Source organism: Saccharothrix sp. ST-888 (assembly GCF_000955975.1).
In the GTDB taxonomy this organism is placed as follows: domain Bacteria; phylum Actinomycetota; class Actinomycetes; order Streptomycetales; family Streptomycetaceae; genus Kitasatospora.
Window position 1 is genome coordinate 1 of sequence record NZ_JYJF01000046.1, and the last position, 22,630, is coordinate 22,630.

Annotated in this window: 20 protein-coding genes; 9 read left to right on the plus strand and 11 right to left on the minus strand. The window is 72.8% G+C overall.

Annotated elements, in window-relative coordinates; translation table 11 throughout:
- From dnaK to UK12_RS39765, 4 genes are all read right to left on the minus strand, one after another.
- Positions 1-1,137 (minus strand): molecular chaperone DnaK (dnaK, locus tag UK12_RS16490; protein ID WP_045303744.1); only part of this gene is annotated, 1,137 nt, incomplete at its 3' end.
- 165 nt (positions 1,138-1,302) lie between these two features.
- Positions 1,303-2,436: a serine hydrolase domain-containing protein gene (locus UK12_RS16495; RefSeq protein ID WP_052681931.1), complete on the minus strand. Its 1,134-nt coding sequence runs from the start codon at positions 2,434-2,436 to the stop codon at positions 1,303-1,305.
- A 79-nt stretch (positions 2,437-2,515) separates the two neighbouring features.
- On the minus strand, positions 2,516-2,923 hold the full coding sequence (locus UK12_RS16500) for a hypothetical protein (RefSeq protein ID WP_045303745.1): 408 nt from the start codon (positions 2,921-2,923) through the stop codon (positions 2,516-2,518).
- A 13-nt stretch (positions 2,924-2,936) separates the two neighbouring features.
- Positions 2,937-3,107: a hypothetical protein gene (locus UK12_RS39765; protein ID WP_156178766.1), complete on the minus strand. Its 171-nt coding sequence runs from the start codon at positions 3,105-3,107 to the stop codon at positions 2,937-2,939.
- A gap of 233 nt (positions 3,108-3,340) precedes the next feature.
- Here UK12_RS39765 and UK12_RS16505 point away from each other — a divergent pair, with 233 nt between their 5' ends.
- Positions 3,341-3,604, plus strand: a complete 264-nt coding sequence (locus tag UK12_RS16505; RefSeq protein ID WP_045303746.1) for a dsRBD fold-containing protein — start codon at positions 3,341-3,343, stop codon at positions 3,602-3,604.
- A 95-nt stretch (positions 3,605-3,699) separates the two neighbouring features.
- On the opposite strand, the gene UK12_RS16510 is transcribed toward UK12_RS16505, so the two are convergent.
- Genes UK12_RS16510 through UK12_RS16520 form a run of 3 tightly spaced genes read right to left on the minus strand, consistent with a single transcriptional unit; the run spans position 3,700 to position 6,980 of the window.
- Complete coding sequence (locus UK12_RS16510) at positions 3,700-4,776, minus strand: hypothetical protein (RefSeq protein ID WP_231591245.1); 1,077 nt, start codon at positions 4,774-4,776, stop codon at positions 3,700-3,702.
- Entirely contained in the window at positions 4,773-6,059 is a 1,287-nt protein-coding gene (locus UK12_RS16515) for an MFS transporter (protein ID WP_045303747.1), read from the minus strand. The genes UK12_RS16510 and UK12_RS16515 overlap by 4 nt, the downstream gene beginning before the upstream one ends.
- Before the next feature lie 3 nt (positions 6,060-6,062).
- Entirely contained in the window at positions 6,063-6,980 is a 918-nt protein-coding gene (locus UK12_RS16520; protein WP_045303748.1) for a glycosyltransferase, read from the minus strand.
- Between the two features lie 405 nt (positions 6,981-7,385).
- Between UK12_RS16520 and UK12_RS16525 the strand changes: the two genes are divergently transcribed.
- From UK12_RS16525 to UK12_RS16550, 6 genes are all read left to right on the plus strand, one after another.
- The gene (locus UK12_RS16525; RefSeq protein WP_197084916.1) at positions 7,386-8,723 is read left to right on the plus strand and encodes a sugar transferase; all 1,338 of its coding nucleotides are present in this window, start codon (positions 7,386-7,388) and stop codon (positions 8,721-8,723) included.
- Positions 8,724-8,813: 90 nt separating this feature from the next.
- Entirely contained in the window at positions 8,814-9,908 is a 1,095-nt protein-coding gene (locus UK12_RS16530) for a Gfo/Idh/MocA family protein (RefSeq protein WP_045303750.1), read from the plus strand.
- Complete coding sequence (locus UK12_RS16535) at positions 9,902-10,597, plus strand: acetyltransferase (RefSeq protein WP_231591246.1); 696 nt, start codon at positions 9,902-9,904, stop codon at positions 10,595-10,597. The genes UK12_RS16530 and UK12_RS16535 overlap by 7 nt, the downstream gene beginning before the upstream one ends.
- A 40-nt stretch (positions 10,598-10,637) precedes the next feature.
- Entirely contained in the window at positions 10,638-14,084 is a 3,447-nt protein-coding gene (locus tag UK12_RS16540; protein ID WP_082119681.1) for a DUF4082 domain-containing protein, read from the plus strand.
- A gap of 86 nt (positions 14,085-14,170) precedes the next feature.
- On the plus strand, positions 14,171-15,217 hold the full coding sequence (locus tag UK12_RS16545; RefSeq protein ID WP_045303751.1) for a glycosyltransferase family 2 protein: 1,047 nt from the start codon (positions 14,171-14,173) through the stop codon (positions 15,215-15,217).
- Positions 15,218-15,276: 59 nt separating this feature from the next.
- Complete coding sequence (locus tag UK12_RS16550; RefSeq protein WP_052681932.1) at positions 15,277-16,257, plus strand: class I SAM-dependent methyltransferase; 981 nt, start codon at positions 15,277-15,279, stop codon at positions 16,255-16,257.
- Positions 16,258-16,354: 97 nt separating this feature from the next.
- Here the strand turns inward: UK12_RS16550 and UK12_RS16555 are convergent, their stop codons facing one another.
- From UK12_RS16555 to UK12_RS16570, 4 genes are read right to left on the minus strand one after another with little or no spacing between them, the layout of a single operon-like run.
- The gene (locus UK12_RS16555; protein WP_045303752.1) at positions 16,355-17,197 is read right to left on the minus strand and encodes a glycosyltransferase family 2 protein; all 843 of its coding nucleotides are present in this window, start codon (positions 17,195-17,197) and stop codon (positions 16,355-16,357) included.
- Positions 17,197-18,666, minus strand: coding sequence for an oligosaccharide flippase family protein (locus UK12_RS16560; RefSeq protein ID WP_045303753.1), 1,470 nt, complete (start codon positions 18,664-18,666; stop codon positions 17,197-17,199). The genes UK12_RS16555 and UK12_RS16560 overlap by 1 nt, the downstream gene beginning before the upstream one ends.
- Positions 18,663-20,129, minus strand: coding sequence for an O-antigen ligase family protein (locus UK12_RS16565; RefSeq protein WP_197084917.1), 1,467 nt, complete (start codon positions 20,127-20,129; stop codon positions 18,663-18,665). Before UK12_RS16565 ends, UK12_RS16560 begins: the two co-directional genes overlap by 4 nt.
- 6 nt (positions 20,130-20,135) lie before the next feature.
- A complete protein-coding gene (locus UK12_RS16570) occupies positions 20,136-20,846 on the minus strand; it encodes a hypothetical protein (protein WP_052681933.1) in 711 nt (236 codons plus the stop codon).
- A gap of 189 nt (positions 20,847-21,035) precedes the next feature.
- Between UK12_RS16570 and UK12_RS16575 the strand changes: the two genes are divergently transcribed.
- Positions 21,036-21,680, plus strand: a complete 645-nt coding sequence (locus tag UK12_RS16575; RefSeq protein ID WP_045303755.1) for a hypothetical protein — start codon at positions 21,036-21,038, stop codon at positions 21,678-21,680.
- A gap of 81 nt (positions 21,681-21,761) precedes the next feature.
- Positions 21,762-22,547: a WecB/TagA/CpsF family glycosyltransferase gene (locus UK12_RS16580; RefSeq protein WP_052681934.1), complete on the plus strand. Its 786-nt coding sequence runs from the start codon at positions 21,762-21,764 to the stop codon at positions 22,545-22,547.
- The last annotated feature ends 83 nt before the right edge of the window (positions 22,548-22,630 follow it).

Below are 22,630 nucleotides of genomic sequence, written 5' to 3' on the forward strand. Positions count from 1 at the left end.
GGTCTCGATGCCGAGGGACAGCGGGGTGACGTCGAGCAGCAGGACGTCCTTGACCTCACCCTTGAGGACACCGGCCTGCAGGGCGGCGCCGATGGCGACCACCTCGTCGGGGTTGACGCCCTTGTGCGGGTCGCGCCCGGTGAGCTCCTTGACCAGCTCGGTGACGGCCGGCATCCGGGTCGAGCCGCCGACCAGGATCACGTGGTCGATGTCCTGCACGGTGATCCGGGCGTCCTCTATCGCACGGTGGAACGGGGTCTTGCAGCGTTCCAGCAGGTCGGCGGTGAGCTGCTGGAACTCGGCCCGGCTGAGCCGCTGCTCCAGGTGCAGCGGGCCGTCCGGCGAGGCGCTGATGTACGGCAGGTTGATGGTGGTCTCGGTGGCGGAGGACAGTTCGATCTTCGCCTTCTCGGCCGTCTCCCGGAGCCGCTGCGAGGCCATCTTGTCCTTGCTCAGGTCCACGCCGTAGCCGTTCTTGAACTCCTTGACCAGGTGGTCGACGACCCGCTGGTCCCAGTCGTCCCCGCCGAGGTGGGTGTCGCCGTTGGTGGACTTCACCTCCACCACGCCCTCGCCGATCTCCAGCAGCGAGACGTCGAAGGTGCCGCCGCCGAGGTCGAAGACCAGGATCGTCTGTTCGTTCTCCTTGTCCAGCCCGTAGGCGAGCGCGGCCGCGGTCGGCTCGTTGACGATCCGCAGCACCCGCAGACCGGCGATCTCACCGGCCTCCTTGGTCGCCGTCCGCTGGGCGTCGTTGAAGTACGCGGGGACGGTGACCACGGCGTCCGTGACCTCCTCGCCCAGGTAGGCGGAGGCGTCCCGCTTGAGCTTCTGCAGCACCCGGGCGGAGATCTCCTGCGCCGTGTACCGCTTGCCGTCGATGTCGCCGGACTCCGGGAAGTGCCAGGTGGGCTCGCCCATGTGGCGTTTGACCGAGCGGGCGGTGCGGTCCACGTTGGTGACCGCCTGGCGCTTGGCGACCTCGCCGACCAGGACCTCGCCGCCCTTGCCGAAGGCGACGACGGACGGCGTCGTCCTGGCACCCTCGGCGTTCGGGACGACGGAGGGCTCACCGCCCTCCAGGATGCAGACGACCGAGTTGGTGGTACCGAGGTCGATACCGACTGAGCGGGCCATGTCCGAGCTCCCTCCCTCGGGGAGATCACCTCACCCCCATTGTCCCGCGCACCGCCGTTCTGGAGCGAGCCCGGACCAACGGGTCCCACCGGCCACAACGGTCGGGCGGCGCTCCGTGCCGCACGCGGTGCCCGGCCGGACCCCGGCCGCGGCGGCACGGGCGGGTCAGTCCGTGGCCGGGCGGAGGAGCTCCCGCATGATCCGGCGGCCTGCGCCGACGACCGGCTGGCCACGGGTCGGGGTGGCGTTGGCCAGCACCGCGACGCCCGAGCCCGCGTCGGGGCAGACGGCGAGGTAGCTGGCGAATCCGCCGGTGCCGCCGGTGTGCGAGAGCACGGTACGGCCCCGGCGGCCGACCTGGTGGTGCCAGCCGAGGCAGACCGGTTCGGTGCCGTTCGGCAGTGCGTGGCGGGGGCGCTGGGTGGCGCGCAGCGCGTCGGCCAACGGCGTGTCCCGGGGGTTGAGTTGGGCCCGCAGGAAGGTGAGCATGTCGGCCCCGCAGGAGTGCAGGGCGCCCGCCGGGGCCAGCGCCTGGAAGTGCCAGTCCGGGACCGTCCTGCCCCGGCGGTGGCCGCTCGCCCGGTTGGCCATCGTGGCGTCGAAGTCGCCAGTCCCGGTGCCGCCCAGGCCGAGCGGGCGCAGGACCCGGGCGGCCAGCAGCTCGCCGTACTCGGCCTGGGCGGCGCGGGCGAGCAGCAGGCCCAGCAGGCCCATCCCGAAGGTGGAGTACCGGACGGCCGACGGCGTCCCGCGCGGCCGGAGCCTGGCGGTGGCCCGGTACAGCTCGGCCTCCCCGTACCGGGCGTACGGGTCGGAGTGGACCCGGGTCGCCGCGTTCCGGTAGAACCCCCGGGGCTGCCGGGGCAGTCCGGAGGTGTGGGTGGCCAGGTCGAACAGGGTGATCGGCGGCTCGGAGCGACGGCGCGGGGCGGCCCCGGCCGGGAGGTACGCCTCGATCGGGTCGGCCTCGGCGACCTCGCCGCACGCGACCAGCTCGGCGAACAGCAGGGCGGTGAACACCTTGGTGAGCGAGCCGAGCTGGAAGCGGGTGGCGGGGTCGGGGGCGGTGTGTCCGCCCAGGGTGAGGACGCCCGCGCAGTGCACGGCCGCCGCACCCGGGCGGATCGCCGAGACCACCACTGCGGGGACCCGGGGGTCGGCCGTCACCACCGCCGCCTGCGCGGTGAGCAGTTCGCGCAGCCCGCTCCCGGACGGCGCCCGCGCGACCGCCGGACGTAGCGCCGGGGACGGCGTCGCCGAGCCGGTGGGTTCGGCGGGTTCGGCGGATCGGGTACTCATACCGCCGCCCTCCGCTGCCCCGGGGCGGTGCCCCCGTCGACCGTCGGGCGCAGGGCGATCCGCCCGGTGGTCAGCCGGCTCAACCGGCCACCCCCGCCGCTTGGGGCCGGCCGATCCGGCGGGCGGCGGCGACGGCGGCCGGCCGGGCGGCGCGCAGCAGGTCGCGGCGGAGCAGCGCGTGGGTGAGTCCGCGCCCGAGGTCGAGGCGGCGGCGCCGGGCCTGGTCGCGCTGCGGGCAGTGCGGCCCCGGCAGGGCGAGCGCGGACAGCTGGGGCAGGCCGGCCGTCCAACCGGGCCACGGCTCGTCGGCGGGCCGGGGTTCGACGCGTTGGACCGGTTCGAGGTGGGCGGCCTCGGTGCCGTCGGCGTGGTGCTCCAGCCGGAACGCGGCAGCGCCTGCGCCCCGGAGGGCACAGGCGACGTCACTCGCAAGCCTGAGGGTGGCCGTCTCGACCGGCTCGGGCTTCGAAGGGTGGGTTGTGGGCAAGGTCAGGGCGTCCTCAGAACGCCAGGGCGCGGGCGGGGCGCTGCGCCGTGCCCCGGTGGACGTGCTCGACGGGTGAGGTCGCTCCAGGACGGTGGGTGCCGGGGCGGTGGGACGCGACCGGCTGGCGGACGGCCGCCAGGTCCCGGGCCGAGGGGTGCGCGGTGACGGTTTCATGCAGGGACACGCAGATCACCTCACGTGGGGGATGGGGCCCTCAACATAACCATTCGCCCTCGAACGGCTGCCCCGGAACACGTGGACTGATCGGGTGACAGGGCATTCTGACGGCCGGTCGGAGAAGGCAGTACGCGCCGTCCGGCGGGGCGGGCGGCGGCCGTGGGCCGGGCTCTTGCAGGCGGCGGGGGCGGGGCGCACGCTGGTGGTAGCGACGGCAGAAGGGGGCTTGGGAGGTCGGCCATGCAGAACCAGTGGGATGTGCAGCTGAGCTTCTCGGAGGACGGTGTGCACACCGTCTGCGAGGCGGCCCTGGTCGGGCCGAGGGCGCCGGGGCTGCGTGGGCACGGCGAGTCGACCCGCAGCGTGGACGACCGCCCGTTGGCGCGGATCGGCGAGGAGCTCGCGGCCTCGCGGGCGCTGGAGGACCTGTCGCACCGGCTGAGGTCGCAGGCGAACGGCGAGATCGCCGACGAGGGGCACCGGCCCGGGTACCTGATCTACTGACCGGCCGTCGGCCGTCGGCCGTCGGCCGTCGGCCGTCGGCCGCCCGCCGCCGGATGCCGCGGCAGGCGCAGGAGGGCCGGCTCAGGAGGTAGGGCTCAGGGCAGCAGCGCGGGGGAGAAGCCGCCGTGCAGCAGGAGGGCGGGGGCGCCGGTGCCGTCGGCGGGGACGGTCCACAGATCGGATCCGGTGCCGCCGGGGGCCGGCAGGGCGTAGGCGAGGGTGGCGTCGTCGAGCCAGGCGGCCTGGTCGTCGACGCTGTGGGTCTCGGCGAGCTCGGTCTCCCGGCCGCTCGCCAGGTCCAGGACGTACAGCCGCCAGGGCCGGACGGGATCGCTGGAGATGCGCTTCTTGAAGGCGATCCGGGTGTTGTCGGGGGAGAGCGAGGGGCACTCGACGTTCTCCCTGAGCACGGTGATGGCGCGGGCCGCCAGGTCTCCCTTGACCAGGTAGGTCTTCCCGCTGCTGACCGGGGACATGGTGGCGTAGAAGGTGTTGTCGTCGGAGGTGAAGGTGACGCCCCAGAAGTTGCGGTCCACCGGCAGGTAGAGCTTGCCGTCCCTGTGGACGGTGAAGTCTTCCAGGGTCGCGGTCAGGGCTCCGCTGCGGACGTCCAGGATGGAGGTGCGGGTGGAGAAGGAGTTGGCGGCGTAGGAGTCGCCGGAGGTGAAGACCGTCCAGGAGGCCATCCGGCCGTCGGCCGAGATCCGGGCGCGGTTGGGGGCGCCCGCGCCGAGGTCGATCCGGCGGGTCTCGCGCAGGGTGGCGTCCAGGATCCTGACGTGGTGGCTGGGGATCGCACCGTACTCGGTGGTGAGGCAGACGACCGTTCCGGCGGCGGCGTAGACGCGCTCGCAGGAGGTCCGGCCGACGGTGCGCGGGCCGGTGGAGTCGGCGCGGTCGACGGTGGCCAGGAAGCCGAAGCCGGGCCCGGGTTCGGTGTCGCGGAAGAGCAGCTTGCCGTGGGCGCCGGTGAGGTTCAGCTCGTCGGCGGCGGGGGCGGCTCCGGAGCCCTGGTGCATGCTGCGGTCGGCGCGGCCGGCGGCGTGCAGGCCGTAGCCGATGCCGAGGGCGGCGAGCAGGACCAGTGCCAGGGCGAAGACGGCCACCCGGGCCCTGGTGAACACCGGGCCGTCCTGGTCGGTGTCGGGCCGGGCTTCCCGGGTCGGTGTCACATCGCCTCTTCCGCGGTCGGCTGCTCGGTGGTGCGGATCAGGAGGGCCGCCGCCACCAGGCAGAGCAGCAGGCCGGTGCCGAAGACGTGCAGCGTCCACTGCGGACCCTGGAAGCGGTACGCCGTCCCGAACAGCAGCGAGGAGGCGAACATCCCGAGCGCCTGGAGGCTCTGCAGCACCGCGAAGCCCGAGGTCCGGGCGTGGGCGGGCAGCAGGGCGGCGGCGTGCGCCATCAGCGGGGCGTCGGTGGCCGCGTAGAACACGCCGTGCAGGGCGAGCACCGCGACCAGCACTCCGGTGCCGCCCCAGGAGGAGGCGAGCAGTGCCAGCACCCCGAGGAAGCAGACGTGTCCGCCGAGGAAGAGCCGCCAGGGCCCGACCCGGTCGGCGAGCGAGCCCAGCGGCAGCGAGAGCAGCAGGTACGGGGCGGCGGTGCCGAGGGCCAGCAGCGGGAACCAGCGGGCGGCGAGGTCGTCCTGGTGCTGGAGCGTCAGGTAGACGAAGGCGTCGCTGATGGTGGCGGTCTCCAGCAGCATCACGCACAGGCAGGTGCGGCCGAAGGCCCGGTCGCGCAGCAGGCCGAGCCCGGCGCGGAGGGTGACCGGCCGGCGCTCGGCGGCCGGACCGCCGGCCGTGCTGCCGCGCCGCTCGCGGACGAAGAGCAGTAGCACCAGGACGCCCACGGCGGCCACGCAGAAGCTGGCCATGAACACCGCGTCGTAGGCGGCGGCGACGGCCGAGAGCACGGCGAAGGCGATCAGCGGGCCGCCGAAGGCGCCCGCGGTGTCCAGGGTGCGGTGCACACCGAAGGCCCGGCCCTGGGTCTCGGGCGTGCTGGAGAGCGAGATCAGCGCGTCGCGCGGGGCGGTCCGCAGGCCCTTGCCGCTGCGGTCCACGGCCAGCACGGTGCTGATGCCCGCCAGTGAGGAACCGGCCGCCGGCAGACCCAGCTTGCACACGGCGGAGAGCGCGTACCCGGCCACCGCGACCGGCTTGCGGACGTGGAAGCGGTCGGCGAGATGGGCGCCGGCCAGCCGCAGGAAGACCGAGGCGCCGTTGAACAGACCGTCCAGGAAGCCGGTCTGAAGCATCGTCAGCCCGAGCGCCGAGGTGTAGTACAGCGGCAGTACCGAGCTCACCATCTCGGAGGAGATGTCGGTGAGGAAGCTGACCAGGCCCAGGGCCAGGACGTTGGCGGCGACCCGGCTCCTGGCCCGGGACCGGGGTGCTCCGGCCCCGGTCCGCTGGGCGGAGTCGGCGGCCCGGCTGGAGGAGAGGTACACGGCTCAGACCAGGTTGTCCGCGGTGGGCCGGGTCCGCAGGCGGGCCGGGCTGAGCAGGGCGGCGGCGGCCCGGCGGCTGCGCCGGTGGCCGAGCAGGGCCCGGGAGCTCTCGCGCAGCAGGGTCGCCGCCCAGAACAGGGCGGTGGCGGGAGCCGAGTTGCGGCGGCGGAACAGCCGGACCTTGTTGAGGGTGAGCAGCGTCCACAGCCGGGGCGAGACCTCGGAGTCGCCTTCCAGGTGCACGGCGTGGGCCTCGGGCGCGAGCCGGGTGCGGTGGCCGAGGTCGCGGGCGCGCAGTGCGTACTCGGTCTCCTCGGAGTAGAGGAAGAACGATTCGTCCCAGGGACCGCAGTCCTGGACGCAGTCCCAGGAGATCAGCAGGGCCGCGCCGGTGGCCCAGTCGGCGGTGGCGGCGGTGCGGTAGGCGGCCTCGGCGGTGACGATCTCGCCGAGCAGCGCGAAGCGTCCGGCCCGCCGGTTGCCGAGGACGGCTTCGCCGACCGCCCGCAGCACGGCGGGTTCGCGGCGCAGCGAGTGGGTCAGGGCGCCGCTCTCGCCGTGCAGGCGGGGCACCACGATGCCGGTGCCCGCGCGGTCGAGCTGCGGGAGCATGGCCGCGACGCAGCCGGGGGTGAGCCGGATGTCCGGGTTGAGGACCAGGACGGCGGTGCAGGGGTCGACGTGGGCGAGGGCGGCGTTGATGGCCGCCGCGTACCCGGCGTTGTACCCGGTCTGGACGGTCCTGGCCTCGGGGAGCCGGGCCTGAAGGATCGTCAGGGTGTCGTCGGCGGAGGCGTTGTCGGCCACCGTCAGTTTCCAGTGGACACCGTGGAGCCCCTGCTCCAGGGAGTCCAGCAGTCCGGGCAGGACTTCGGCACTGTTCCAGGTCACCACGATCACTTCGATCGTCACAGGATTCATCGTTCCCCTCCAGCCGGCGCGTGCCAAGTATGCGCCGGATCATGTGCCTTGGTCAGGGGATTCGGTGTTCGGGTGGCCCTTGTACGTGTGTTCGTCCTAACGCTATCTCCACTGTACTGCTACATAGTTGGAGAGATTGTTTGCGGTTTGTCCTCGCGGGAGGTGATCGGGCGGCTACCTTGCTCCCTGGGGATCGCATGGTGCTACGCGAGCGACACGGCCTTCGGTGGGGGATGTCGGTGTCCGGCGCTCGCTTCTCGTAGTTCGGGCAACTTTCGTCGGACGCACCAGGGGGGAAGTATGGCCGTGGAGTCGGCCGCACGTTCGGAGAGAATCCGTGATGTCATCACACCGCGTGAGCTGCACCGGAGGTGGCAGCACGACCATCTCCTGAAGATCGTCGTCATGGACCTGGTGGCCGCGGCGGCCACCGCCTTCACCGCCCATCTCTGCGGCGGGCGGCGGGAGATCGTCCTCCTGCTGCCGCTGCTGTGGCCGCTCGCCTTGCTGGCCGTGCGCGGCTACGGGCAGCGCCAGCTGGCCGGCGGCCGGGAGGACTACCGCCGAATAACCAGGGCCGCGCTCGCCCTCGGGGCCGTCGCCGTGCTCGGCTCCGAACTCGCCCTCGGCCAGGACCAGCTGCTCCACGACGCGGTGCTCGCACTGGCCGGGGCGGCCGTGCTGACCGCACTGCTCCGCCGCGTCCTGCAGTGGCGGCTGGCGGCCGCCTGGGCGGCCGGGCGCAACCTGCGCCGGGTCCTGGTGGTCGGCCACCCCGGGGCGGTCGCCGAGCTGGCCGAGTCGCTGGCCCGGCAGTCGCCGCACGGCTTACGGCTGATCGGCGCCTGCCTCACCGCGGCACCGCTGCCGGACCGGCTGCCGGACCGGCAACTGCCCGTCCTCGGCGGCCGCGACAGCGTGCTCCCGGTGGTCCGCCGGACCGGCTGCGAGATGGTCATCGCGCTGCCGGACGCGGCCCTGGACCAGATGGCACTGCGCCGTCTCGGCTGGGGCCTCGACGCCGAGGGGGTCCAGCTGCTGATCAGCCCGCGGCTCTCGGACGTCTGCGCCGCCCGGCTCGACGTCAGGACGGTCGGCGGCCTGCCGCTGCTCCATCTCCGGGCGCCCGCCGGGTCGTTGGTTGCCAGGCTGCCGAAGGAGATCGTCGACCGGCTGCTGGCCGCCGTGGGGCTGCTGCTGCTCACCCCGCTGCTGCTGCTGGTCGCGGCCGCCGTCCGCAGCAGCAGCCCGGGCCCCGTGCTGTTCCAGCAGCGCCGGGCCGGGCTGGGCGGCGAGCAGTTCACCATGTTCAAGTTCCGCACCATGGTGCAGAACGCCGAGGAGCTCAGGGACGAACTCGCCGCGCTCAACGTCAACGGCGACGGTCCGCTGTTCAAGATGACCAAGGACCCCAGGACCACCGGTGTCGGCCGCTTCCTGCGCCGCTACTCGCTGGACGAACTCCCGCAGCTGATCAACGTCCTGGCCGGACACATGTCGCTGGTCGGCCCCAGGCCGCCGCTGCCGGAGGAGACCCTGGACTACGACGAGGTCACCCGCCGCCGGCTGCTGGTGAAACCCGGACTGACCGGGCTGTGGCAGGTCAGCGGGCGCTCCGACCTGCCCTGGAAGGAAGCCGTCCGGCTCGACCTCAGCTACGTGGACAACTGGTCCCATGCCCTGGACGCGCAGATTCTGCTGCGCACCACCGGCGCCGTCGCCCGCGGCAAGGGCGCGTACTGATACATCTGCTGAATGCCCTTCGGGAAACAGCAGATTGATGCTCCGTCAAATTCAGACGAACTGTCGAACTCCGCCGAAAGGAACCGTCACGTGACAGCCACTGCACCGACCGCCCAGGCAGAAGCCCGTCCGCTGGGCCTGGCCGTGGTCGGGGCCGGCTACTGGGGGCCGAACCTGGTGCGCAACTTCCAGGCGTCGGAGGAGTTCCGGCTGCGCTGGGTCTGCGACCTGGACCTGGCCAGGGCCGAGCGGGTGCTGGGCGAGTACTCCACGGTGGCCGCCACCGACGACTACGCCGCGGTGCTCGCCGACCCCGGGGTGGCGGCGGTCGCCGTCGCCACCCCGGCCGGCACCCACCTCGAGGTGGCGCTGGCCGCCCTGCGCGCGGGCAAGCACGTCCTGGTGGAGAAGCCGCTCGCGGCCACCGGCGAGGAGGGCAGGCGGCTGGTGGCCGAGGCCGAGCGGCGCGGCCTGGTGCTGATGTGCGACCACACCTACTGCTACACCCCGGCGGTCAGCCGGATCCGCGAGCTGGTCGGCTCCGGGGAGCTCGGCGACATCCAGTTCTTCGACTCGGTCCGGATCAACCTCGGGCTGGTCCAGAAGGACGTGGACGTGCTCTGGGACCTCGCGCCGCACGACCTGTCCATCCTGGACGCGGTCCTGCCCGAGGCCGACCGGCCGGTCGCGGTGGCCGCGCAGGGCGCCGACCCGCTCGGCGTCGGCCGGGCCTGCGTGGCCTACCTGACGCTGCAACTGGCCTCGGGCGCCATCGCGCACGTGCACGTCAACTGGCTCTCCCCGACCAAGGTGCGCACCACCATGGTCGGCGGCTCCAAGCGCACGGTCATCTGGGACGACCTCAACCCGCAGCAGCGGATCGCCCTGTTCGACCGGGGCGTGGACCTCGCCACCCCGGAGCAGCTCGGTGACGGCGAGCGCCGCGAGCGGCTGGTCAACTACCGCTCCGGCGACATGATCGCGCCCGCGCTCGGCGAGAAGGAGGCCCTGCGCGGGGTGGTGGAGGAGTTCGCCGCCGCCATCCGGCAGGGCCGCGCGCCGCTCACCGACGGCCGTTCCGGACTGCGGGTCCTGGAGATCCTGGAGGCGGCCGCGCTGAGCCTGGAGCGCGACGGCGCGCTGGTGCCGCTCGCCTCGGCGGACCGCGCGGTCGTGCCGTGCTGAGGCGGGACCTGGTGATCGTCGGGGCCGGGGGCTTCGGCCGGGAGGCCGCCGAGGCGGCCCGCGCGGCCGGTGACAGCTGGCGGCTGCGCGGCTTCCTGGACGACAACCCGGCCCTGCACGGCACCGAGGTGGACGGCGTCCCGGTGCTCGGTCCGGCCGAGGCGGTGCACGACCTGCCCGGTGCGCAGGTCGTCCTGTGTACCGTCAACCCCCGTGTGTACACCAGCCGTTCAGACCTGTTGGAGCGGCTGAAGCTGCCCGAGGACCGGTACGCCACCCTGGTCCACCCCAGTGCGCAGATCGCCGGCTCCGCCGAACTCGGCCCCGGCAGCGTGCTGCTCGCCCAGGTGGTGATCACCGCGCGGGCCACGGTCGGTGCGCACGTCGCGGTGATGCCGCAGACGGTACTCACCCATGACACCGAGGTGGCCGACCTGGCCACGCTGGCCACCGGGGTACGCCTCGGCGGCGGCGTGCGGCTGGAGCGCGGCTGCTACCTCGGCGCGGGCGCGATGGTCCGCGAGTACACCACGGTCGGCCGGTGGTCGCTGGTCGGCATGGGATCGGTGGTACTGCACGACGTACCTCCGCTGGAGGTCTGGGCCGGCAACCCGGCCCGGTTCCTCCGGGCGGCGGCTGGGGCGGCGGAGCGGGCAACGGTGCCCGAACCGGTGCCCGGGAGTTCGTAGGCACAGCAGGGGAGCAACGGCAATGAAGAACGGCAGCAGTATGAACACATCCCCACCCAGTCCATCCGTCCGACGCGGCGGCCACGGCACCGGCGGGCTCCTGCGAGCCCTGCTCGCGGCCGTGCTGCTGCTGGCCTCCGGCGGCCTCGCGGCGCCGGCGGCCCACGCGGCGGGCGACCCGTGCGCCGCACCCGTCACCAACAAGGTCGCCTGCGAGAACAGCAAGCCGGGCGACCCGATGGAGGACTGGTACTCCCCGAACGCCTGGGGCAGCATCCAGGGCTTCACCACCCACGAGAGCGTCAAGCCCGGCGACACCGTCCAGTTCAAGGTGCAGTCGCCGGTGCCGTACACGATCGACGTCTACCGCCTCGGCTGGTACCAGGGCAACCGGGCGCGCAGGATGCCCAGTTCGCCCACCGCCACGTTCGCGGCCAAGAGCCAGCCCAACTGCCTCTCCGACAGCTCCACCGGACTGGTCGACTGCGGCAACTGGACCGTGACCGCCACCTGGACGGTGCCCAGCGACGCCGTCTCCGGCCTCTACATCGCCAACATCTCGCAGACCGACGGCAACGGCCTGATGCCGTACCCGATCGTCGTCCGGGACGAGAGCAGCCACAGCGACATCGTGGTGCAGACCAGCGACGAGACCTGGCAGGCCTACAACATGTGGGGCGGCCAGAACCTCTACAACGGCTCCGGGCCCGCGCCCGACGGCCGCGCGTACAAGGTCAGTTACAACCGGCCGCTGGACATCGGCGCCGACAACGGCGTCTACGGCTCCGAGTACGCGATGATCGCCTGGCTGGAACGCAACGGGTACGACGTCAGCTACCTCTCCGGCATCGACGTCACCACCAAGGGACTGCTGCTGCAGAACCACAAGGTCTTCCTGTCCAACGGCCATGACGAGTACTGGAACCAGGCCCAGCGCGACAACGTGACGGCCGCCAAGGCGGCCGGCGTCGACCTCGCCTTCTTCTCCGCCAACGAGATGTTCTGGCGCACCCGCTTCGAGAACTCCCTCGACGGCTCGGGCACCGCCTACCGCACCATGGTCAGCTACAAGGAGAGCAAGCTCCAGATCCCCGGCGTGGACGGCGTGCCCGACCCCAGCGGCCAGTGGACCGGCACCTGGATGGACCCGGTCGGCGCCGGACGCGGCGGCGGCAAACCGCAGAACGCCCTGACCGGACAGCTGTTCCGGGTCAACGGCTACCGCAACGACGCGATGACCGTCCCCGCCCAGTACGCCAAGCTGCGGCTGTGGCGCAACACCTCCATCGCCAACCTGCAACCGGGGCAGGTCGCCACCTTCCCGACCGGCACCCTCGGCTACGAGTGGGACGTCGACGAGGACAACGGCTCCCGGCCGCCGGGCGCCATCAACCTCTCCTCCACCACCGTCTCCATCACCGACGGCACCTACCTGCTGGACAACGGCAACACCTACGGCAACGGCGTCGCCACGCACAGCCCGACCATCTACCGCGACCCGGCCTCCAAGGCGCTGGTCTTCGGCGCCGGAACGGTCCAGTGGTCCTGGGGCCTGGACACCCTGCACGTGGGCAACACCACCACCGAGGACCCCCGGATGCAGCAGGCGACCGTCAACCTGCTCGCCGACATGGGCGTCCAGCCGACCACCCTGCAGTCCGGCCTGGTCCGGGCCGACGCCTCCACCGAACTCACCGGACCCACCGTCGTGGTGAGCTCGCCGGCCCCGGGCGTCACCGTCCCGGTGCAGAAGCCCGTCACCGTCACCGGCACCGCCGCCGACCTCGGCGGCGGCCAGGTCGCCCGGGTCGAGGTGTCCGTCGACGGGGGCAGCACCTGGAAGGGCGCCACCGGCCTCGCCAGCTGGAGCTACACCTGGACGCCGCTGACCCAGGGCGCCGCCCGGATCCAGGTCCGCGGCATCAACGACTCCGTCAACACCGGGACGGTCGCCACCGTCGACCTGACCGTCGGCCCGCAGCAGTGCCCCTGCACCATCTGGCCCAGCTCGGCCACCCCGGCCCACGTCGACTCCGGTGACGCCGGGGCGATCGAACTCGGCACCAAGTTCCGCACCACCACCAACGGCGCCATCACCGGCGTGCGGTTCTACAAGTCCGCGCTGAACACCGGCACCCACACCGGCAGCCTGTGGAGCACCGACGGAACCCGCCTGGCCACCGGCACCTTCACCGGCGAGAGCGCCTCCGGCTGGCAGCAGCTGACCTTCGCCACGCCCGTCCCGGTCAAGGCCAACACCACCTACATCGCCTCCTACTACGCCCCCAACGGCCACTACTCCTACGACGACGGCTACTTCACCAGCCAGGGCGCCGGAATCGACCCGATCAAGGCCCTGATGGCCGGAGCCGACGGCGACAACTCGGTCTACCGCTACAACACCGGCGGCGGCTTCCCGACCTCCAGCTACCACGACTCCAACTACTGGGTGGACGCCGTCCTCGACACCTCGGTGGACACCGTCACCCCGCCGGCCGTCACCGCCGCCACGCCCGCCAACGGCGCCGCCGGAGTCGCCATCACCGCGACCCCGACCGCCACCTTCAACCACACCATCGACACCGGCACCCTCAGGTTCACCCTGACCGGCCCCGGCGGCACCCCGGTCACCGCGACCGTCGGATACGACTCCGCGACCGCCACCGCCACGCTGCGCCCCAACGGGCAGCTGGCGCTGAACACCGCGTACACGGCCACCGTGCAGGCCGGCGACCCGTGGGGCAACCCGATGAGCGGGCCCAGGACCTGGACCTTCACCACCAACGCCACCCCGCCCGCAGTCACCTGCCCCTGCTCGCTGTGGAACTCCACCGCGGCACCGGCCAGCCTCGACTCGGGCGACGGCACGGCCGTCGAGGTGGGCACCCGGTTCAGCTCCACGCTGGACGGCTGGATCACCGGCGTGCGGTTCTACAAGTCGGTCGCCAACACCGGTACCCACACCGCGACGCTGTGGAGCAACTCCGGCACCCAGCTCGCCACCGGGACCGTCAGCGGCGAGAGCGCCTCAGGCTGGCAGCAGCTCAACTTCGCCACCCCGGTGGCGATCACCGCCAACACCACCTACCTGGTCTCGTACTACGCGCCGAAGGGCCACTACTCCGCCAGCAACGGCTACCTCGCGGCGGGCTACTCGGCGTACCCGCTGCGGGCCGCCGCCGACGGCCCCGGCAGCGCCAACGGCGTCTACCGGTACGGCTCCAGCGGCTTCCCGACCAGTACCTTCAACTCCACCAACTACTGGGTCGACCCGGTCTTCACCAACGTCCGGCCGGCCGCCGCGGCCCAGACCACCTCCCTGCAGCTCGCCCTGCCGCTGAAGCCGGTGACGGACCTCCTCAGCGGAATCCTGAACGGCCTGCTGGGCAAGGCCAACGGGCCCAGGACGGCGACCCCGGGCCGCGAGCCCGTGCCGCTCGCCCCGCCCTCCGCCGCGGCCTCCGCGGCGGCGCGCCGCTCCGGGTGACACCTGCCCGGCCCGGGCCGGCCCCGCCACCCGGCGGGACCGGCCCCCCGGTTCCGACCCCTCGACCGCGAAAGGACAACAGCGCAGTGAGCACCGTGAGCGTGGTCATCCCGTGCTACAGGTACGGGCACTATCTCGCCGACTGCGTGAGCAGCGTGCTGGACGAGCAACCCGGCGTCGACGTCCGGGTGCTGATCATCGACGACGCCTCGCCGGACGACTCCGCCGAGGTCGCCCGGCGGCTGGCCGCCACCGACCCCCGGATCGAGGTCCGGGTGCACGAGACCAACAAGGGGCACATCGCCACCTACAACGAGGGCCTGCTGGAGTGGGCCGACGGCGACTACACCGTCCTGCTCTCGGCCGACGACCGGCTCACCCCCGGTGCGCTGACCCGCGCCGCGGCCCTGCTGGACGCCAACCCCCGCGTCGGCTTCGTCTACGGCCACCCCATCCACTTCCAGCACGGCACACCGCTGCCGCCCGCCCGCACCCGGCTGCGCGGCACCTCCGTCTTCCCGGGCGGGTGGTGGCTGGAGCGGCGCTTCAAGGAGGCGCACGGCTGCATCACCTCGCCCGAGGTGGTCGTCCGCACCTCGCTGCAGAAGGAGGTCGGCGGCTACGACCCGAAGCTGCCGCACGCCGGGGACATCGAGATGTGGATGCGGCTCGCCGCGCGCGGCGACGTCGGCTACGTCAAGGGCGTCGACCAGGCGTACTACCGCCGGCACGGCGAGAACATGTCCGCCACCGAGTTCGGCGGCCAGATGGACGACCTGCGGCAGTGCAAGACCGCCTACGACTCGGTGATCGCCAAGTGCGGCGACCGCATCCCCGACGCCCGCCGGCTCGCCGACGCCGTCAACCGCAAGCTCGCCCGCTTCGCCCTGCGGCGCGCCGTCCGCGCCTACGACCGGGGCCGCACCCGCGAGGTTCCCGAGGCCGAACTCCTCGCCTTCGCCGCCGAGTGCTGGCCCGGCTACCGCACCCTGCCGGAGTACCACGGCCTCCGGCTGCGCCGCCGGATCGGACCCCGGGCGATGCCGTACCTGCAACCGCTGGTGCTCACCGCCGTGGTGGCCAAGGGACGCGAGTGGCTCTGGTGGAAGTCCTGGCGCCTGCGGGGAATCTAAGGGCCACCGAGAGACGGGTTCCCCGCGCCCCCGGATAGTGCGAGTCAAGGAGAGCGAGCATGTTCAACAATCTGGTGAACCGTCACGACGTCTACCGGGTCGGCCGGAAGCTGCGGCGGGGACAGCTCGACCGGCTGGTGTCCAAGGTGCGGATCCGCGGTACGGAACGGGTGGTCACCCACTGGTCCGCCGTCGACCCCTCGCTCCAGGAGTGGTGGGCGATACCCGCCGTCGTCCGCCGGTGGAACACCTTCGCCAGCGGCGACCCCGAGACCGGGTTCCCGCAGTACGTCGCCGACAAGTGGCTGGCCGGCCGCACCGGCCTGCGCGCCCTGTCGCTCGGCTGCGGCACCGGAGGCAACGAGGTCATCTGGGCCCGCCTCGGCGTCTTCGAGCACATCACCGGTATCGACATCTCCCCGGACCGGATCGCCTACGCCACCGTCCAGGCCAAGGAGCTCGGCCTGGACGACGTGCTCGGCTTCCGCACCGCCGACGTCCGCGACCTGCTGCGCGCGGGGGAGACGTACGACATCGTGCTCGGCCTCCAGTCGCTGCACCACTTCGACCGGCTCGACGACACCATGGACCGGATCGCCGGACTGCTGAACCCCGGCGGGCTGCTGGTCGTGGACGAGTTCGTCGGCCCCACCAGGTTCCAGTGGACCAGCGGGCAGCTGCGAGCGGTGGACCAGCTGCTCGGCCACCTCCCGCCCGAGCGGCGCAGGCTGGCCGACGGGCGGCTCAAGCGGCGGGCCGTACGGCCGAGTCTGCTGTCGATGCGGCTGGACGACCCCTCGGAGGCCGTCGACGCGGACCGGCTGCTGCCCGCGCTGCGCAGCCGCTACCGGGTCCTGGAGGAACGCCCCTACGGCGGCACGGTGCTGCACGTCGCGTTCTCCGGGATCGCGCAGAACTTCCGGGACGGCGGCGAGGCCGAGGCCAGGCTCATCGAACGCTGCTTCGCGGCCGAGGACGCCGTCCTGCCGCAGCTGGGGCACGACTTCGTGTTCATGGTCTGCGAGCCGAGGCCGGCCTGAGACCCGCCGGGCCGGCTGCGCCGCACACCGGTGAGGGCACCGGACCGTACGGTCCGGTGCCCTCACCGGCTGTCGGTGACCTCGGCGTCGTCCGGGATCAGGGTCCGGCTGTTCCGGAGCCCGCCGCCCCAAGGTGCCCGGCAGGTCGGTGTTCGGACCAGCTGGACCAGTAGCTGTCCGGGTTGACCAGATAGCGCACGGTCGGTACGGGCAGGTGTTCGACCCGGTGGGTGCGGCTGTAGCGGAACACCAACTCCCAGTCCTCGCGCGGGATCACCTGCGGGGGACGGCGGAGCCGGCTGAACCGGAGGGCGCGGGTGCGCCGGGCCACCACCGCGTTGGTGTCCAGGAAGCCCTCCTCGGCCGCATGCCGCCGGTCGAAGGGAACGGACAGCACATCCATCTCGGTGCCGTCCGGACGCAGCCGCCGCAGCGCCGTGTAGACGGCGTCCGGGCCGCCGGGAGCGCTCAACGCCCCGACGGCGCGCTCCAGATGGTCGGGCTCCCACTCGTTGTCGTCGTCCAGGAAGGCGACGTACCGGGACGAGCTGAGCCGGATCCCGATGTTGCGCACCACGCCCGCCACCGCCACGTTCCGGGCCAGGCTCACCGCGAACAGCCGTGGATCGTCGGGCAGTTCGGGCAGCCCGGCGCCGTCGTCCACCACGATCACCACCTGCTCCCGGACGGTCTGCGCCAGCGCCGTGTCCACCGCCCGCCGCAGGCCCTCGGGGCGCCGGTAGGTCGGGATCACCGTCGCCACCAGCGCCGACGGGCGCCGGCCGAGCTCCGCGGCGAGCCGCCGGACCTCGGCGTCCTCCCGGCGGCGCAGCCCGACGGCCGTCCAGCTCAGCACCGCCTTGTTACGGGCCTCCATCAGCCGCAGAAAGCCGAAACGCTCGCGCAGCAGCCGCTTGGCCCCGCGCAGCAGCCGTCCCATCACCGTTCACCCTCCGCAGCCAGCACTCGTTCCCCGTGCGGCTCGACCGCCACCGCCGCCCCGCCGCTCCGCAGCAGCCGCCGCATCGGCAGCACCACCGGTACGTACACCGCCAGCGCCGCCGCGCCCGCGGCGAACATCCCCCACCTCGTTCCGCCCGACCAGTGGTGGACCAGCAGCGAGACGGCCGCCATCAGCAGCCCGCCGCCGAACGGCCGGGCGCAGGCCCGCAGTACGACCGCGCCGCTCACCCCGGCCCGCCGCATCGCCCACCCGAAGGCCGGTGCCACCAGCAGCGCGGCCACCACCAGGTGCCCGGCCCCGACGCCCGTGATGCCCCACCGGTCGGCGCCGACCAGCAGCGCCGGGACCAGCGCCGCCAGCCACCACCCCTGGACCGCGATCAGCGAGCTGCGCCGGCCCGCCGCCGCCAGGCAGTCGTACGCCAACTCGTAGGCGATCCGCAGCAGTCCGAGCAGCGCCAGGAAGCGCAGTGCCCCGGCGGCGGGGGCCCAGCGGCCGCCGTAGATGGTCTCCACGGCGGGTTCGGCCAGGGTCGCGAGCAGGACGCACGGCGGTACGGCGGCCGCCATCAGGACACCGAGCCCCCGGCCGAAGGCGTCCGCCAGCGCCTCCCGGGAGTCGGCCACCCGGGAGAAGCCCGCGAAGGAGATCCGCCGGGCGGCCTCGGAGATGCTGCGGACCGGCCAACTGGAGACGTTGAAGGCGAGTTGGTAGAAGCCGAGGGAGACCGGGCCGAGCAGGGCGCCGGTCACCACCGAGTCCACGTTGAGCATGGCGAGGACCAGCAGGCTGGCCCCGGCGAGCGGCAGGCCGAAGGAGACCAGCGCGCGGGCCTCGGCGGCGTTCCACCCCGGGCGCAGCACACCGGGGACCGCGATCGCACAGCCGACCAGTGCGCACAGGTTGCCCGCGAGCGCGCCCCAGGCGAAGCTCATCGCCCCGGCGCCGGTGTAGGCGAGGGTGAGTGTGGTGCCGGTGGTGACCAGGAAGTTGAGCAGGTCGAGGACCATCCGGGCGCCCTGCCGGAACTCCCGGGCGATCACCTGGTTGGGCACGCAGGCCAGGCCGTCGATCACCACGGAGAAGCAGAGCACCCGCAGCATGGCCGTCGCGTCGGGCGAGCCGAGCGCCCGCGCGGTGGCCGGGGCGGCGACGAACAGCAGCCCGTACAGCGCGGTGCTGGAGAGCACCGAGAGGGTGACGACGGTCGGGGCGAACTCCTTGATGTTCCGGTCCCAGCGGATGATCGCCAGACTGACGCCCATCTCGTTGGCGGAGAGCAGCACCCCGAGCGCGACCATGCCGGTGGCGTAGAGCCCCCACTCGCGCGGGCCGAGCAGGGTGCGGGCCAGCACCACGCCGGCCGCGAAGTTGCCGATCCGGATGACCACGGTGTTCAGCAGGCTGAGCCGGGCACCCGCCCGGACCTTGGCGCCGAGGCTCACCGGGCCGCCCCCAGGGCGGTGTCGGGCACGGCCGCCGCACCCGGCGCGGGGCCGGCCGGGGCGGCGGTGAGCGGCGCCGGGTGGCGGAGGCTGCCGAGCAGACTGCCGCTCGACCCCAGCAGCAGGAAGAACATGCCCGCGAACATCGGGAATCCCAGGGAGTCGAAGGTGGCGCTGGAGACCAGCGCGACCGCGGCGGCGGCGACGAAGCACTGGGCGAGTTCACGGGTCGGCTCGTCCCCGGCCAGCCGACGGGCGGCGCCGCCGCAGTGCAGCCCGGTGAGGAAGAGCAGCAGCAGCGCGGCGATCCCGAACACGCCCATCTCGGCGGCGGTCAGCAGGTACATGTTGTCGGTGAAGAAGTAGAGCTCGGGCAGGAAGGTGCCCATGCCGTGGCCGACCCACGGCGAGTCCTGCATGTACTCCCAGATCTTGGCGTAGTCGCCGGTCCTGGCCTGGGTGCTGCTGTCGGTGTTGCTGAAGAAGGAGCTGAACAGCCCGGTCAGCGTGGACAGCAGCCCCGGTACGGCGGCCCCGAGCCCGAGCACGCCGAAGCCGACCGTGCCCAGGACGTACCCGCGCCGCTGCGGCCGCCAGGCGGGCAGCATGGCCAGCAGGGCGACGCCGACCCCGATGATCCCGGTCCGGGAGACCGACAGCGGCAGCGCGCCGCCGATCAGGAACACCGGCAGCCAGCGGCGCAGCCGGCCCCGGTGGAAGCGGGCCGGGTCGAAGGCCTGCTGCACGGCGAACGGCAGCAGCATCGCCAGCATCCCGCTGAACTCCAGCGGATGGCCGGTGGTCCCGCGCGGCCGGGTGAACGCGCCCCGGCTCATCGTCTCGAACCCGGCGGCGCTCGACTGCAGACCCGGGATGTGCAGCGAGGAGGCGATGTTGGTGTGGGTGAGGAAGTCGTACCAGCCGAGCAGCGCGACGATGCTCGCGCACACCACCAGCCGCCGCAGCAGGACCTCCAGCCGGGCCCGGCTCCTGATCCCGGAGGAGGAGACCACCACCAGGCCGGTCCACACCAGCAGCGCGATCAGGCCGCGATCGGCGCCCTGCATCTCCTTGGTGACGGCGGGCCGCCCGGCGCAGGCGATGTACGCCAGCAGCACCGCGACGCCGAACACCACCATCGCGATCCGCGGGGCGTGGGTGCCCCTGGCCGGGACGATGCGCTCGGTCAGCCAGGCGGCGAGGTACCAGAGCAGGCCGAGCAGCGCCACGATGTTCGCAGGGGTGCCGACGCCGCCCATGCCCGGCAGCACCAGGTTGGACGGGATGAACATGGCCAGCAGCACGTACCCGGTGAGCACGGTGACCGAGTCCATCCCGTAGGCGCCGCGCTGGCCGTTCTCCGCAGGCACTTTTTTCCCGGACTCGCTCTTCCCGGACTCGTTCCTTCCGGGCACGGTGGCGGCCGACGGCTCCGGGGGAGTAGTCGCGTCCAGCTCGGTCACCGGCCGCTACCTTCCGACGGACAGGGACGGTTCGGCCTGCGGATCCTGGGCGGGCTCCTCGTCGGCGCCCGCCCCGGGCCCGGCACCGCGCCGCGCGGCGGCGGACCGGCGCCGCTGCAGCACGCCCGCCAGGTTCTCGGCGAGGAAGGCGGACAGGAAGGCCACCGCCAGACCGCCCATCGCGATCAGCGCCACGGACTGCAGCTTGCTCTTCGTCTGGGCCTGCGGAGCCTGCGGCGGGATGATCACCGTCGAGGCGATCTGCGACCCGGCCGGTGCCTTCTGCTCGGTCTGGATCGCCTTGAGCTGCTCGGCGGCATAGCCGTTGAGCACCACGATCGACTTCTTGACCTGCACCGGGTCCGATCCGGTGACCGACAGGGTCAGGAACGGACCCATCGCGTTGTCCGCCAGCTTGACCGAGTACTCCCCGGTCAGGCCGCGCTCCTTGAGTGCCTTGGCCGAGTCGTCCGAGGCCAGCCGGCGCCCGAGGAAGTCCGCGGTGACGGTCAGCGCCTGACTGAAGCTCAGGAACGGGTTCCCGTTGTTCGGTGCCTGCGCGGCGACGTCCGGCGAGTTCAACAGTGAGATCGAGCACTCGGACTGATAGGTCGTCGGCAGTACGGCGTTGGCCACCGCGGACAGTGCCATCGTGACCAGCACGATCGGCAGCGTGACGTACCAGCGTTTGCGGATCACTCGAAGGACCTCGCGCATGTCCAACATTTCTCCCCCTGGGGCCGTGGCTGGCCCCAGTGTCGCAGTCGCCTCGGCCTGCGCCGAGCTGGCTGTCAAGACACCCCCGCACGAGGGTAGTTGGAACGGGAATTCGGCGGAGGACAATCCCTGAACTCCCGCAATCCTGTTCGGTGCGGTGAGAGGATGGCCGACGGGGTGGGGTGAGGGATGTCCTTCCGTGAGGTTGTGCGCGCGCTGCTGCGGCGCTGGTACGTACTGCTGTTGGTGGCGGCACTGTCGCTCGGCGGTGCGGTGGTGGTGGCGAAACCGGAAATGTCCTACCGGTCGGCCGCAGTGGTGCGGGTCAAACCGCCCGAGACACCGCAGGATCCGACCGGGATGACCGACTTCCGGCCGTCGTTGGCGATCATCGGGGCGGCGGTGGTCACCGTCATGAAGAGCCCCTCCGGCGCGGCGGAGCTCCGCAGGGCCGGGGTGAGCGGCGACTTCGACCTCGCCCCGCGCAACACCGGCACCACCAAGACCGAGGCGTACGTCGTCCCGACCGTGGAGGTCAGCGTGCGCGGTGCGGACCCGAACGAGACCAACCGCGAAGTCGGCATCCTGGTCGGGCACTTCGGGACCGAGCTGGAGAAGCTGCAGAACGGTCTGAACGTGCCGAGGCAGCGCTACATCACCAGCGACCAGCTGGTGCCGGCCACCGCGCTGCCCGTCCTGGGCGTCAAGAGCCGCGGCCTGGTCGGGGTGGCCGCTCTCGGCGCGCTGGTCGGCGTCGCCGCGGCGCTCTGGACGGACGAGTACGCCCGGACGCGGACCGTACGACGGCGTCGGGTCGCGGTCGTCCCCGCGTAGCCACCCCGCACAACAGGGCGATTCTGTCGAGGACTTCGGGCCGCACGCGGTGAACCGTGCGGCTCTCCAAGGAACGGAGAGATGACGTTGGCGGACCAGGGCGTGCTGCGGATACGGCTCGGTGGCACACCGGCCGACGCCTGCTCACTGGCGTGGCTCACCGGGCAGGTGGCGGAGCGGCTCGGCGGCCGGGGCGGGCGTCCGCTGGTGGTCGCCTCCACCAACCTCGACCATCTGCACCACTTCGGCCGCTCCGGCGCCCACGCCGGGCTGGTCGAGCGGGCCGAGTCCACCGCCGACTGGCTGGTGCTGCTCGACGGCATGCCGCTGGTCTGGCGTGCGCAGCGGCTCACCGGCCGCCGCTGGGACCGCCTCACCGGCGCGGACCTGCTGCCCGACCTGCTCGCGGTCGCCGAGCGCACCGGCGCCCGGGTCGGCTTCCTCGGCGGCCGCACCGAGACCCACCAACTGCTCGCCGACCGGATCGCCCAGCGCTGGCCGGAGCTGACCGTGGCCGGCTACTGGGCACCCGAACGCGCCCAACTCGCCGCCCCCGGCGGCGCGGCCGACCTCGCCGACCAGGTCAAGCGCGCGGAGGTGGACCTCCTGGTCGTCGGCCTCGGCAAACCCCGCCAGGAGACCTGGCTCGCCGCCCACGCCGAGAACAGCGGCATCCGGGTCGGCCTGGCCGTCGGCGCCGCCGCCGACTTCCTGGCCGGCGTGGTCGACCGGGCCCCCGACTTCTGGCGCGACAACGGCCTGGAGTGGCTCTACCGCCTCCTCCTCGAACCCCGCCGCCTCGCCCGCCGCTACCTCCTCCAGGGCCCCCGCGCCGCCCTGCGACTGCTACTGCACTCCGGGCACTGACCTTCCGTCGCCGAGCGGGCCGACGCACCATCACCGTCCGCCCGGTGTGCGGGCTGAGCGCGGAGTGCCGGTCGAGGGCGGCG

Excerpts from the sequence above, each read along its gene's own strand:
- UK12_RS16575 (WP_045303755.1), top strand. The coding sequence starts at position 21,036 with ATGTCCTTCCGTGAGGTTGTGCGCGCGCTGCTGCGGCGCTGGTACGTA.
- UK12_RS16550 (WP_052681932.1), top strand. The coding sequence starts at position 15,277 with ATGTTCAACAATCTGGTGAACCGTCACGACGTCTACCGGGTCGGCCGG.
- UK12_RS16525 (WP_197084916.1), top strand. The coding sequence starts at position 7,386 with ATGGACCTGGTGGCCGCGGCGGCCACCGCCTTCACCGCCCATCTCTGC.
- UK12_RS16505 (WP_045303746.1), top strand. The coding sequence starts at position 3,341 with ATGCAGAACCAGTGGGATGTGCAGCTGAGCTTCTCGGAGGACGGTGTG.
- UK12_RS16580 (WP_052681934.1), top strand. The coding sequence starts at position 21,762 with ATGACGTTGGCGGACCAGGGCGTGCTGCGGATACGGCTCGGTGGCACA.
- UK12_RS16555 (WP_045303752.1), bottom strand. The coding sequence starts at position 17,197 with ATGGGACGGCTGCTGCGCGGGGCCAAGCGGCTGCTGCGCGAGCGTTTC.
- UK12_RS16540 (WP_082119681.1), top strand. The coding sequence starts at position 10,638 with ATGAACACATCCCCACCCAGTCCATCCGTCCGACGCGGCGGCCACGGC.
- UK12_RS16570 (WP_052681933.1), bottom strand. The coding sequence starts at position 20,846 with ATGCGCGAGGTCCTTCGAGTGATCCGCAAACGCTGGTACGTCACGCTG.
- UK12_RS16520 (WP_045303748.1), bottom strand. The coding sequence starts at position 6,980 with ATGAATCCTGTGACGATCGAAGTGATCGTGGTGACCTGGAACAGTGCC.
- UK12_RS16495 (WP_052681931.1), bottom strand. The coding sequence starts at position 2,436 with ATGAGTACCCGATCCGCCGAACCCGCCGAACCCACCGGCTCGGCGACG.